The organism is Bradyrhizobium sp. CCGB12 (assembly GCF_024199845.1).
Classification (GTDB): domain Bacteria; phylum Pseudomonadota; class Alphaproteobacteria; order Rhizobiales; family Xanthobacteraceae; genus Bradyrhizobium.
In genome coordinates this window covers 2,328,364-2,341,392 of the sequence record NZ_JANADO010000001.1, presented here as the reverse complement: position 1 = coordinate 2,341,392, position 13,029 = coordinate 2,328,364, and the positions used below count along the sequence as shown (strand labels likewise).

Here is a 13,029-nt window from a genome sequence, read left to right as displayed (position 1 = left end):
CCCTCACTTCGGCGCGATGCCGGCGAAATGCAGCACACCGGCCACCACGATCACCATCGCCAGCGAGATCGGCAGGAACACCTTCCAGCCGAGACGCATCAGTTGATCGTAGCGGTAGCGCGGCACGATCGCCTTCGCCATCGCGAACAGGAAGAACATGAAGAACAGCTTCAGCGAAAACCAGATGATCCCCGGCACCCAGTTGAAGGGCGGCAGGTCGACCGGCGGCAGCCAGCCTCCGAGGAACAGGATGGTCGCCATCGCGCACATCGTGACGATCGCGACATACTCGCCGAGCATGAACAAGAGGTACGGCGTCGAGCCGTATTCGACCATGAAGCCCGCCACGAGCTCGGATTCCGCTTCGACGAGGTCGAAGGGCGGACGGTTGGTCTCCGCCAGCGCCGAGACGTAGAACACCACGAACATCGGGAACAGCGGCCAGACGTACCAGTTCAGGATCGTCAGCTGCGGCAGCCCGATCAGGCTGGCAAGTCCGCGCGCATGCTGGGCTTCGACCACGGCCGACAGGTTCAGCGTGCCGGCGCAGAGCAGCACCGTGATGATGACGAAGCCGATCGAGACCTCGTAGGACACCATCTGCGCCGCCGAGCGCAGCGCGGCAAGGAACGGGTACTTCGAGTTCGACGACCAGCCGGCCATGATGATGCCGTAGATCGACAGGGACGAGATCGCGAAGATGAAGAGGATGCCGACATTGATGTCGGAGATCACCCAGCCGAGATTGGTCGGGATCACCGCCCAGGCCGCGAGCGCGAGCACGCACGACACCAGCGGCGCCAGCAGGAACACGCCCTTGTTGGCCCCGGCGGGGATGATCGGCTCCTTCAGCACGAACTTGAGCAAGTCCGCGAAGGATTGCAGCAGGCCCCACGGGCCGACGACGTTCGGGCCGCGGCGGATCTGCACCGCCGCCCAGATCTTGCGGTCGGCGAGCAGGATGTAGGCGATCGCGACCAGGAGGACGACGAGCACGAGGACGCTCTCCGCGACCATGATGATCAGCGGCCAGAGGAACCCGGTCCAGAATGCGCTTTCGAAGAATTCCATCAGATCACGCTCACTCCGCTGCGGTCAGCATGTGCCCGGAGGCGAGGCGCGAGCATTCCGCCATGATGGCGGACGCACGCGCGATTGGGTTGGTCAGGTAGAAGTCCTCGACCAGCGGCTTGAACGGCGCCTTCTCGGGCGAGCCGCCCTTCCCCGCCAGCTTCTTGATCTGATCGGCGGAACCGGCCTCAATCTGGTCGAGACGGATCAGGTGCGGCACAGCCTTGAAGATCGCCTGCCGCAGCGCCGGAAGCGAGTCATAGCCGAGCTTCTTGCCGAGCGCTTCCGACAGCGCACGGATGATCGCCCAGTCCTCGCGGGCTTCGCCCGGCGGGAATGCGGCGCGGCCGGTCATCTGCACGCGGCCTTCGGTGTTGACGTAGATCGCGGACTTCTCGGTGTAGGCCGCCGCCGGCAGGATCACGTCGGCGCGATGCGCGCCGCGGTCGCCATGGGTGCCGATATAGACGACGAAGGTGCCGTCAGGCGCCTTGATCTCGTCGGCGCCGAGCAGGAACAGCAAGTCCAGCGTTCCGAAGGTCGACATTTGCGCGGCGTTCAGCCCGCCCGCCGTCGCGGAGAAGCCGATGTCGAGCGCGCCGACGCGCGAGGCGGTCTCGTGCAGCACGCCGAAGCCGTTCCAACCGTCTTTGAGCGCGCCGACATCGAGCGCGAGCTTGGCGGCGGCCGCGAGAATGGCGGCGCCGTCGTGACGCGAAGTCGCGCCCGCGCCGACCAGGATGATCGGGTGCTTGGCGTTCTTCAGCACGTCCATGAAGGAGTGCTTGCCGGCCGCGACCTCGCCGAGCGTCTCGGTGCCTGCGCCGAGATGGTCGTAGTCATAGGTCAGATCGGCCTTGGCGCCGATCACGCCGACCTTGAAGCCGCCGGCGCGCCAGCGCTTGCGGATGCGGGCGTTGAACACGGCCGCCTCCTTGCGCGGATTGGCGCCAATGATGAGCAGCGCGTCGGCCTGCTCCACGCCGACGAATGTCGGGTTGAAGATGTAGGAGCCGCGGCCGAGCGCGGGATCGAAGGCGTCGCCGCCCTGCACCGCCAGATTGCCCGAGCCGTATTTGGCGAGAAGATCCTTCAGCGCAAACATCTCCTCGACGCCGGCCAGATCGCCGGCGATCGCGCCGATGCGCTTGCCGTCGGTCCGCGCGGCCTTGGCGGCGATGGCGGCGAAGGCTTCGGGCCAGCTCGCCGCGCGCAGCTTGCCGGCCTCGCGGATATAGGGCCGGTCGAGACGCTGGGTGCGCAGGCCGTCGACGACGTGGCGGGTCTTGTCGGAGATCCACTCTTCGTTCACGGCCTCGTTGATGCGCGGCAGCACGCGCATCACTTCACGGCCGCGGGTGTCGACGCGGATCGCAGATCCAACGCCGTCCATGACGTCGATCGACTGGGTCTTGCCGAGCTCCCACGGACGCGCCGCAAAGGCATAGGGCTTCGAGGTCAGCGCGCCGACCGGGCAGATGTCGACGAGGTTGCCCTGCAATTCAGACGTCAGCGCGTGTTCGAGATAGGTCGTGATCTCCATGTCCTCGCCGCGACCGGTGGCGCCCATTTCGGGCGCGCCGGCGACTTCCGCCGAGAAGCGGACGCAGCGCGTGCACTGGATACAGCGGTTCATCGAGGTCTTGACCAGCGCGCCGAGATACTTGTCCTCGACCGCGCGCTTGTTCTCGGCGAATCGGCTGGTGTCGACACCGTAGCCCATCGCCTGGTCCTGCAGATCGCACTCGCCGCCCTGGTCGCAGATCGGGCAATCCAGCGGATGGTTGATCAGAAGGAACTCCATCACGCCTTCGCGCGCCTTCTTCACCATCGGCGAACGCGTGGAGATCTCCGGCGGCTCGCCCTTGGGGCCCGGACGGCAGTCGCGCACGCCCCAGGCGCAGCTCGCAACCGGCTTCGGGCCGCCCTTCACTTCGACGAGGCACATCCTGCAATTGCCGGCGATCGACAGCCGCTCGTGATAGCAGAAGCGCGGAATCTCGGCGCCCGCCGCCTCGCACGCCTGGAGCAGCGTGAATTCGGCGGGGACATCGATCTCTTTGCCGTCGATGATGAGCTTGGTCATTCTTCCTACTCCGCCGCGACCATGTTCACGGGATCGCGGACGCCGATATCGTCGATGTCGGCCTTGTGCGAATACTGGTCGATGCGCGCTTCGATCTCGTGACGGAAATGCGCGATCAGGCCCTGGATCGGCCACGCCGCCGCGTCGCCGAGCGCGCAGATGGTGTGGCCTTCGACCTGCTTGGTGACCTCCAGCAGCATGTCGATCTCGCGCTTGTGGGCGCGGCCTTCGGCCATGCGGGTCAGGACGCGCCACATCCACCCGGTGCCCTCGCGACAAGGCGTGCACTGGCCGCAGCTCTCATGCTTGTAGAAATAGGAGATGCGGGCGATGGCGCGGATCAAGTCGGTCGACTTGTCCATCACGATCACGGCGGCAGTACCGAGACCCGAACGCAGCTTGCTCAAGCTGTCGAAATCCATCGGCGTGTCGATGATCTGCTCGGCCGGCACCATGCGCACCGACGAGCCGCCGGGGATCACGGCCTTGAGGTTGTCCCAGCCGCCGCGGATGCCACCGCAATGCTTGTCGATCAGCTCACGGAACGGAATGCCCATGGCTTCTTCGACGTTGCAGGGCCGCTCGACGTGGCCGGAGATGCAGAACAGCTTGGTGCCGACATTGTTCGGACGACCGATGCCGGCGAACCACGCCGCACCGCGCCGCAGGATATCGGGCGCAACGGCGATCGACTCGACGTTATTGACGGTGGTCGGGCAGCCGAACAGGCCGACATTGGCCGGGAACGGCGGCTTCAGGCGCGGCTGGCCCTTCTTGCCTTCGAGGCTTTCGAGCAGCGCGGTCTCCTCGCCGCAGATATAGGCGCCGGCGCCGTGGGCGACATAGATGTCGAACGGCCAGCCGTTGACGTTGTCCTTGCCGACCAGCTTGGCCTCATAGGCCTGGTCTATCGCGGCCTGGAGATGCTCGCGCTCGCGGATGAACTCGCCGCGGACATAGATGTAGCAGGCATGCGCGTTCATGGCGCAGCTCGCGATCAGGCAGCCCTCGATCAGGAGATGCGGATCGTGCCGCATGATCTCGCGATCCTTGCAGGTGCCGGGCTCGGACTCGTCGGCATTGACGACGAGGTAGCTCGGCCGGCCGTCGGTCGATTCCTTCGGCATGAACGACCATTTCAGGCCGGTCGGGAAGCCGGCGCCGCCGCGGCCACGCAGGCCCGACGCCTTCATCTCGTTGATGATCCAGTCGCGGCCCTTGTCGATGATGTTCTTGGTGCCATCCCAGGCGCCGCGGCGCCGCGCGCCCTCGAGCCCCCAATCATGGAGGCCGTAGAGGTTCTTGAAGATGCGGTCCTTGTCCTCGAGCATATCAGTGCTTTCCGATCAACGAATGGACTGCTTGTAGGCGAGTCCGGCGGCGCAGACTGCGAAGAACAGCGCCCAGAGCAGACTGGTCTCCTGCGACGCGTTCATGAAGAAACGCTGCAGCAGGAACATGAAGGCAGCCGCGATCGCGGCGTGCATGGCGACGAAGCCCCATTTCTTCACGGCCTCGGTCCCTCCGATTGCGATGAGATCACGCATCAGGAGATCTCCTTCAGCGTGGTCGGTCCACCGGTCGGCGCCGAGAACTGGCGGCCGTTCTGCGGACCTGGCTTGGGCGGACTGCCCGAAGCAAAGCCGTCGAGCACCTTGCCAAAGCTCTCCTTGGTCAGGTCCTCGTAGGTGTCCTTGCCGATCAGCACCATCGGCGCATTCACGCAGGCGCCCAGGCACTCCACCTCTTCCCAGCTGAAATTGCCGTCCTTGGAGAGGTGGAACGGCTCGTGATGGATGCGGTGCTCGCAGACGTGGATCAGATCTTCGGCGCCGCGCAGGCGGCACGGCGTGGTGCCGCAGACCTGGACATGGGCCTTCTTGCCGACGGGGGCGAGCTGGAACATCGTGTAGAAGGTCGCAACCTCCAGCACGCGGATATAGGGCATGTCGAGCAGGTCGGCGACGGCGCGGATCGCGGCTTCCGAGACCCAGCCCTCGTGCTGTTCCTGAACGCGCCAGAGAATGGCGATGACCGCGGAGGCTTGGCGGCCGGCCGGATATTTCGCGATCTGCTGCTTGGCGAACGCGAGGTTCTCCTCCGTGAACGCAAAGCTCGCGGGCTGGACTTCCTTCGGTGCTAATCGGCGAACGGACATCTCTTATCTCTCACTGCATACGGCGCGCGGTTTTGGCATTCAGGATCTTGGCATTCAGGGCCTCGATCCTGTCCTGCCAGAATGCGCTTGCGGTGCCGAAAACGTTGTAGCCGACGTGGGTCGAGACCTTGATGCGGTCGAGGATCGACAGCTCGGTCACGGTCTCCATTCGGTTGCTGCGCGGATCGAACACGATCAGCTTCAGCGGGGTCTGTTCGAGGATGTAGCGCGACACCGCATGGGAGCGGTCGCTGCCGTGCTCCTCGCACATGATGACGCTGTCGGCCTCGAGCAGCCGGGCCCCGCCCTTGATCGCCTCGATCTCGACGCCCTCGACGTCGAGCTTGATCAGGTACTTGCCGCTGGCGGCGATCTTGCCGTCGTCGATGAGATTGTCGAGCGCGATGACCGGCACCTCCTCACCGCCGACTGAAGGATCGCCGGCGATGCTGAAGGCTTCATGCTTGGTGCCCGACAGGTGCGCGGTGCCGCGGGTAGAGCCGATCGCGCACTTCATCGTCTCGAAGCGGCCAGCGTTGACGCGGGCGTTGTTGGCGAGCTTCGGATAGTTCTGCCCCGACGGCTCGATCGCGATCGCCTTGTGCGAGCCGAACGGCCTGCTCGAGACCAGCACCGACCAGTAGCCGTAATTGGCACCGCAATCGAGCAGCGTGTAGTCGACGTCGACGGAGTGGGCGAACAAGAGCTCGAGCTCGTCCTCGTAATTGTAGGAGCGGTTGAGCAGCTTGCTCCAATAGCCGTCGCCGTAGGGGAATTCGAACACGGCGTCGGGATTGAGCCTGATCGCGATGTTGCGCTTTGGCAGCGTCTTCGCCAGCAGATTGGCGCAGGCGATATAGCCCATATGCGAGAAGTGCGACGAGATCTTCGACCCCGTCACCAGCGCCAAGGCAGCCGTCCGCTCCCACAGGTTGGCCCCTTCAAGGGCCCCCGAGGCGCGGTCAAACTGGATTGGCGCCTGCGCCATCACCGATCGACCTCTCCGAATACGATGTCGAGCGAGCCCAGGATCGCCGAGACGTCGGCGAGCAGATGGCCGCGGCAGATGTGGTCCATGGCCTGCAGATGGGCAAAGCCCGGCGCGCGGATCTTGCACTTGTAGGGCTTGTTGGTGCCATCGGAGACGAGATAGACGCCGAACTCGCCCTTGGGCGCCTCGACGGCGGCGTAGACCTCGCCGGCCGGCACGTGGACGCCTTCGGTGTAGAGCTTGAAGTGATGGATCAGCGCTTCCATCGAGCGCTTCATCTCGCCACGACGCGGCGGAGCGACCTTGTTGTCCGCGACGACGACGGGGCCCTTCCCGTCGGCCGCGTTCAGCTTCTGAATGCACTGCCTCATGATGCGCACAGATTGACGCATCTCTTCCATGCGGATCAGGTAGCGGTCGTAGCAGTCGCCGTTCTTGCCGATCGGGATGTCGAAATCCATCTCGGCGTAGCATTCGTAAGGCTGCGACTTGCGCAGGTCCCAGGCCGCGCCCGAGCCGCGCACCATCACGCCCGAGAAACCCCACTCCCAGGCTTCCTTCAGCGGCACCACGCCGATGTCGACGTTGCGCTGCTTGAAGATACGATTGGCGGTGAGCAGGCGGTCGAGGTCGTCGACGACCTTGAGGAACGGATCGCACCAGGCCTCGATGTCGTCGACCAGCTTCTGCGGCAAGTCCTGATGCACGCCGCCGACGCGGAAGAAGGCTGCGTGCATGCGGCTGCCCGAAGCGCGCTCGTAGAACACCATCAGCTTCTCGCGCTCTTCGAAGCCCCACAGCGGCGGGGTCAGCGCGCCGACGTCCATCGCCTGCGTGGTGACGTTGAGCAGATGCGACAGGATGCGGCCGATCTCGCAATAGAGCACGCGGATCAGCTGGCCGCGGCGCGGCACCTCGATGCCGAGCAGCTTCTCGGCGGCGAGGCAGAAGGCATGCTCCTGGTTCATCGGCGCGACGTAGTCCAGCCGATCGAAATAAGGGATCGCCTGGAGATAGGTCTTCTGCTCGATCAGCTTTTCGGTGCCGCGATGAAGCAGGCCGATATGCGGATCGACGCGGGCGACGATCTCGCCGTCAAGCTCCAGCACCAGGCGCAGCACCCCGTGCGCCGCCGGATGCTGCGGTCCAAAGTTGATCGTAAAGTTACGAAGCTGTTCGGGTTGCTCGTTCATGATCAGGCCTTCGGTCCAGCCTTCTCGTCACCGGGAAGCGGATAGTCCGCCCCTTCCCACGGCGAGAGGAAATCGAACTTGCGGAATTCCTGGTTGAGCCGGACGGGCTCGTAGACCACCCGCTTCTCCTGGTCGTCGTAGCGGACCTCGACGAAACCGGTGGTCGGGAAATCCTTGCGCAGCGGATGGCCTTCGAAACCGTAGTCCGTCAGCAGCCGGCGCATGTCGGGATGGCCGACGAAGAACACGCCATAGAGATCGTAGGCCTCGCGTTCGAACCAGTCGGCGCCGGGGAATTCGTCGATCAGCGACGGCACCTGCGTGGTCTCGTCGGCGGCGACCCGCAGGCGAATTCGCGTGTTCAGCGTCGGTGACAGGAAGTGATAGATCACGTCGAAGCGCTTTTCGCGCGAGGGGTAATCGACCGCCGTCACGTCGGTGATGTTGACGAAGCGGCAATTCGGGTCGTCGCGGAGATACTTGACCACCTCGATGATCCTGGCGGCCTCGACATCCACCGTGAGTTGGTTGAAGGCCACCTGATAACCGGTGGCGGCACCCGGAAGCGCGCTAACGATCGTCTGCCCCAGTGCGTCGAGCTTGGCGTCGTCCATGACGTAAAACCTTAGCGTTCGATGGTGCCGGTGCGGCGGATCTTCTTCTGCAGCAGCAGCACGCCGTAGAGCAGAGCTTCCGCCGTGGGCGGGCAGCCCGGCACGTAGATGTCGATCGGCACGATGCGGTCGCAGCCACGCACGACCGAGTAGGAATAGTGATAGTAACCGCCGCCATTGGCGCAGGAGCCCATCGAGATGACGTAGCGCGGCTCGGGCATCTGGTCGTAGACCTTGCGCAAGGCCGGGGCCATCTTGTTGGTCAGCGTACCGGCGACGATCATCACGTCGGACTGGCGCGGCGAAGCACGCGGGGCGAAGCCGAAGCGCTCGACGTCGTAGCGCGGCATCGACACCTGCATCATCTCGACCGCGCAGCAGGCGAGACCGAAGGTCATCCACATCAAGGAGCCGGTGCGCGCCCAGGTGATGAGGTCGTCGGTCGCGGCCACGAAGAAGCCCTTGTCGGACAACTCGGAATTGACCTCGAGAAAGAATGGATCATTGGCTCCGACCGGCTTGCCGGTCGAGGGATCCAGGATGCCCTTGGGGGCCGGCGCGACGACCGGACCCGTGGACGATGCACGGTTCAATCCCATTCGAGTGCTCCCTTCTTCCATTCATAGGCGAACCCGACCGTCAGCACGGCGAGGAAAACCACCATGGACCAGAAGCCGGTCGCGCCAAGCTTGCCGAACGCCACCGCCCAGGGAAACAGGAACGCCACCTCGAGGTCGAAGATGATGAAGAGGATGGCGACCAGATAGAAGCGGACGTCGAACTTCATGCGGGCGTCGTCGAAAGCGTTGAAACCGCACTCATACGCCGACAGCTTTTCCGGGTCCGGCTGCTGGAACGCCACGATGAAGGGCGCGATCAGCAACACCAGGCCAATGAGGCCCGCTACACCTATAAAGACGACGAGTGGAAGATAGTTCTGTAGAATGCCGCTCATTGACGAGCCCTTTTTCCCGTAGCCTCGGGACAGCCACGGATTCGTCCGATTTGGAATTATTCTGAGCCTTAGCGCAGTGCACCAATGGGCGCAAGACACGCTCTTTTTAGGCCCTTTGCCGCTCCCAGAACGGTGGAAATCCCGGAATCACCCCGCGCTGGTATGGAGCAGATCGGCTGACCCAGCAAGGGCGGCCGCAGTTTTGCAGAGCACCCGGTCTGAGACTGCCGCGCGCAAGACCGCACCGGCTATCGGCCACCCGTCGGCCGGGAAAATTACCCGGTTTTTTGGGTACGGGAGCGCACCCAGACCCAGGCGGTGACCAGCACCGGCGCCCCGACCGTGGCCCAGGCGACATATTGGCCGACCGAGCCCCACAGCAGCGCAGCCAAAAGTCCGATGATGGTCGCTGCCGCGAGTAATATAGGTGTCGCAAAGACACGTATCCACAGCCGCGAGCGGTCGGACGAGCCATGCATCACGTCGGGACCGGGGCTCGCCTGGCGAATGCGTCGACGCGAGCTGACGACCGCTTCCGGCGCCGCGCCAGCCAGAGATAGAGGCCGCTGCCGATCACGACGATCGTGAGCAGGTCGAGCGCGGCCCAGATCACCTTGAGCGGCATGCCGCCGTAGTCGCCGAAATGCAGCGGCTGCGAGATCAGCAGGGCCTGGAGGTAGAGCGGCAGCGCCCTGCTGTCGGCGACCTCCCCGCTTTCGCCGTCGAGCAGGACCGGCTTGAGCAGCCGCGACGTCAGGGCCGTGTCACCGCGCATGAAGGCGGCGAAATGATGCGAGGACGTGAACGGCGTGCCGGGAAACGCGATGAAGGCGATCTCCATGCCGGGAGCCGCCCCTTTTGCACGCGTGACGACATCGTCCAGCGAGGCGAGACGCGCGGGCGGCGGCTTGCCGGCATAGGGCGCGACCATGCTGGCGAGCTCCGTCGCCTTCCACTGGGTCAGCATCAGCTCGGCCCAGGTGTTGACGACGCCGGTCAGTGCGACCACCAGCGCCCAGGCCACCGTCACCACCCCGATCAGATTGTGCCAGTCCAGCCAGCGCACGCGGCGGGACGCGTGATCGCGGATGGTGGCAAAGCGCAGGCGGCGAGTGAACGGCCAATACAGCACGACGCCCGAGACGATGGCGACGGCGAACAAGAGCCCCATCGCACCGAGGAACAATTTCCCGGCCTGGCGGGCGAACATGTCGGTGTGCAGCTTGAGCACGATCAGCATCGGCCCGACGCCGACCGGCCCGAGCAGCTTTGCCGAGACGGCGTCGAAGGCCCGCACCGTCGCGTTGTCGGGAGGCCCGTCGGGAGCGCTGTTGGTGAACGCCATCACGATCCCGGGCTCGTCCTTGTCCCAGGAGATATATTGCATGACCCGGCCGGGATCGGCGGCGAGCGCGGCGTCGGCGACGTGCTGAGGCGTCGCGCGCGCCGCGCCCGCTTGAGCTTCTGGCTGGGGGGCATAGCCCAGGAGCTCATCGATCTCGTGATGGAAGACCAGCGGCAAGCCGGTCAGGCAGAGCAGCAGCAGGAACACGGTCGAGATCAGGCTGGTCCAGGTGTGGACCACGGACCAGAGCCTGACCGTGCGCGCCTTCACGCTCGCCTTCCCTCGCCTGTCCTCACCATCTGTAGGAGACGCTGGCGGTGACGCGCCGGCGGTCTCCGTAGAAGCAGGATGACGCCGCCGCGCAGCTCGCGACATAGATCTTGTCGGTCAAATTGATCACGTTGATCGCCGTGCGCCAGTTCTGCCATTCGTAGTGGACCGCGAGATCGCCGAGCACCACTGCGGGAACCTCGAGGGTGTTGGCCTGGTCGGCCCAGGAGGAGCCGACATAGCGCACGCCGCCGCCGAAACCAAATCCTTCAAGCGGCCCATCCTTGAACGTGTAGTCGGCCCAGCCCGAGACCAGCATCTGGGGCGTATTGGTCGGCGTCTTGCCGACCAGCGCCGAATTGAGATCCTTGCTGGTAAACAAATGATAGGCCGTGAAGGCGCCGATGAACTTCAGCTCCTTCGTGGCATTTGCCACTGCTTCAAGCTCGATGCCGCGCGAGGTCACTTCGCCCGTCTGGTTCTGCAGCGTGGTGATCACCGGATCGGTGGTCGGCACGTTCTGGCGCGTCAGATCGAACAGCGAGGCAGTGAAGTAGCCGTCAAATCCCCTGGGAGCGACTTTCACACCAATTTCGGCCTGCTTGCCGGTCTCCGGCACGAACAGCTGGTTTTGTGCATTGAGGCCGATGATCGGGTTGTAGCTGGTGGCATAGGAGACATACGGCGCGATGCCGTTGTCGAAATTGTAGATCAAGCCGGCACGACCGCTGAAACGGCTGTCATTGTTGCTCGCAAGCGTCGCACCCGTGTCACGGGCGGCCTGTGTCGTCTCGACCCAGTCATTGCGCCCGCTCAGCACCAGCGTGAAGTTGCCGAGCTTCATCTGGTCCTGGACGTAGGTGCCGGCCTGCTTCTGAGTGATCAGGAAGTTGCGGAACGGCGGGCCCGCGAGCGGAATGTTAATACCGTAGACGGGATTGAAGACGTTGATCGACGGAACGGTGCCGAAGTTGAATGCCTGATAATCATCGATCTGATAGCCCTTCAGGTCGACCCCGAACAGCATCGTGTGCTTCACCGGACCGGTATCGAAGCGGTACTCGAGCTGGTTGTCGAGATTGGCCTGGTTCGCGGTATTCTTCGCATACCAATTATAGCGGGCCATCGTGGCTGTATTGATGTTGTCCCAGCCGTTGCCGATATAGCCGCGATAGCTGATGTCGACATGCGCGAAGCGCGCGTTCTGACGGAATGTGAGATCGTCGGTGAGATTACGCTCGAACTGATAGCCGAGCATCTCCTGCTCGCGCGTGAACTTGTCGACAGCGGGATCGCCGACGAAGAAACTGGTCGGGATCTTGCCGAACGGCGCGTTGGTCACCGTGCCCTCATAGGGCAGGAAGTTGATGCCGCGGGTATCCTGCTTCGAGGCCGAGGCAAGCACCGTGAACGTCGTGTCGGCATCCGGCTTCCAGGTGACCGACGGCGCGATGAAGTAGTTGTTGTCGGGCGTGAAGTTGACCTGCGTGCCGCCGTTCTGGACCTGGCCAACCACGCGGGCGAACAGCTTGCCGTTCTCGGGGCTCGTCGCGACCGGTCCGCCGAAATCGAAGCCAACATAGGCGTTGCCGAAATTGTTGACGCCGGTCTCGACGTAACGGATCGGTTCGGCCGGCGGCATCTTGCTGATGACGTTGACGATGCCGCTCGGGCTCGATCCGCCATAGAGCACCGCCGACGGACCGCGCAGCACCTCGACGCGCTCCATGTTGAACGGTTGAAGCTTCCAACTCGCATAGGACGTGTAGAACAGCTGCATGCCGTCGAGGAACAACCCGATGTCGTCGGACTTGAAGCCGCGGATCAGCCACCAGTCGTTGCGCGTGTCCGCACCAAAGGTCCCTGCCCGCACGCCGGCGGTGTAGCGCAGGACCTCGTCGAGCTTGTTCGGCTTCTGGTCGCGGATCTGCTCGGCGCCGATCACCGACACCGATTGCGGCGTCTCCATGATCGGCGTGTTGGTCTTGGTGCCCGAGGAGCTGCGACCGGCGACGTAGCCGTTCACCGGACCGCGCGGCGTCTCGACGAAGCCGACATCGCGCTGCGGCTGCGGCCTGTTCCTGTTGGTGGTCTGCTGCACTGACGAGCGCGGCGCGCGGCGCTGAGGGGTTGCGACCGCGCGGCGGCGCGCTTCCGGCGCGGTGACGGTCACCGACGGCAAAGTCGACGCGCCGCCTTGCGTCGACGATTGTGCGAACGATGCCTGCGGCACCAAGACAAAAGCGGATGCGGTCGCCAACACGGCCGACCGCAGCCTTCTAAGACTGTTCATCGCGCCACCCCAAAGCTGCATGTTCTGATGCGTCATGCCGCCAGCCCCCGCGG

The 13,029-nt window shown here is 64.3% G+C and carries 12 protein-coding genes; all 12 read right to left on the bottom strand.

Going from position 1 to position 13,029, the window contains the following annotated elements; genetic code table 11:
* Positions 1 to 3 precede the first annotated feature (3 nt).
* The 12 genes from nuoH to NLM27_RS11240 all read right to left on the bottom strand — a co-directional run bounded on the left by nuoH (position 4) and on the right by NLM27_RS11240 (position 12,997).
* Positions 4 to 1,071: an NADH-quinone oxidoreductase subunit NuoH gene (gene nuoH, locus NLM27_RS11295; protein WP_247277165.1), complete on the bottom strand. Its 1,068-nt coding sequence runs from the start codon at positions 1,069 to 1,071 to the stop codon at positions 4 to 6.
* Positions 1,072 to 1,081: 10 nt separating this feature from the next.
* Complete coding sequence (gene nuoG / locus NLM27_RS11290; RefSeq protein WP_254143369.1) at positions 1,082 to 3,157, bottom strand: NADH-quinone oxidoreductase subunit NuoG; 2,076 nt, start codon at positions 3,155 to 3,157, stop codon at positions 1,082 to 1,084.
* Between the two features lie 5 nt (positions 3,158 to 3,162).
* Positions 3,163 to 4,488 carry an NADH-quinone oxidoreductase subunit NuoF gene (gene nuoF / locus NLM27_RS11285; protein ID WP_254143368.1) on the bottom strand — a complete coding sequence of 442 codons (1,326 nt, stop codon included), beginning with the start codon at positions 4,486 to 4,488 and terminating at the stop codon, positions 3,163 to 3,165.
* A 15-nt stretch (positions 4,489 to 4,503) separates the two neighbouring features.
* Positions 4,504 to 4,704, bottom strand: coding sequence for a hypothetical protein (locus tag NLM27_RS11280; RefSeq protein WP_254143367.1), 201 nt, complete (start codon positions 4,702 to 4,704; stop codon positions 4,504 to 4,506).
* Complete coding sequence (gene nuoE / locus NLM27_RS11275) at positions 4,704 to 5,315, bottom strand: NADH-quinone oxidoreductase subunit NuoE (protein WP_254143366.1); 612 nt, start codon at positions 5,313 to 5,315, stop codon at positions 4,704 to 4,706. Before nuoE ends, NLM27_RS11280 begins: the two co-directional genes overlap by 1 nt.
* Positions 5,316 to 5,325: 10 nt before the next feature.
* Entirely contained in the window at positions 5,326 to 6,303 is a 978-nt protein-coding gene (locus NLM27_RS11270) for an FkbM family methyltransferase (RefSeq protein ID WP_254143365.1), read from the bottom strand.
* A complete protein-coding gene (locus tag NLM27_RS11265; RefSeq protein ID WP_254143364.1) occupies positions 6,303 to 7,499 on the bottom strand; it encodes an NADH-quinone oxidoreductase subunit D in 1,197 nt (398 codons plus the stop codon). The genes NLM27_RS11270 and NLM27_RS11265 overlap by 1 nt, the downstream gene beginning before the upstream one ends.
* A 2-nt stretch (positions 7,500 to 7,501) precedes the next feature.
* A complete protein-coding gene (locus NLM27_RS11260; protein WP_254143363.1) occupies positions 7,502 to 8,113 on the bottom strand; it encodes an NADH-quinone oxidoreductase subunit C in 612 nt (203 codons plus the stop codon).
* An 11-nt stretch (positions 8,114 to 8,124) separates the two neighbouring features.
* Positions 8,125 to 8,712 (bottom strand): NADH-quinone oxidoreductase subunit B family protein, encoded by a 588-nt coding sequence (locus NLM27_RS11255; protein WP_254143362.1) that lies wholly within the window; start codon positions 8,710 to 8,712, stop codon positions 8,125 to 8,127.
* Positions 8,703 to 9,068, bottom strand: a complete 366-nt coding sequence (locus NLM27_RS11250; protein ID WP_008136158.1) for an NADH-quinone oxidoreductase subunit A — start codon at positions 9,066 to 9,068, stop codon at positions 8,703 to 8,705. Before NLM27_RS11250 ends, NLM27_RS11255 begins: the two co-directional genes overlap by 10 nt.
* Before the next feature lie 478 nt (positions 9,069 to 9,546).
* Entirely contained in the window at positions 9,547 to 10,683 is a 1,137-nt protein-coding gene (locus tag NLM27_RS11245) for a PepSY domain-containing protein (RefSeq protein ID WP_254143361.1), read from the bottom strand.
* A 22-nt stretch (positions 10,684 to 10,705) separates the two neighbouring features.
* Positions 10,706 to 12,997: a TonB-dependent siderophore receptor gene (locus NLM27_RS11240; protein ID WP_254148797.1), complete on the bottom strand. Its 2,292-nt coding sequence runs from the start codon at positions 12,995 to 12,997 to the stop codon at positions 10,706 to 10,708.
* Positions 12,998 to 13,029 lie beyond the last annotated feature (32 nt).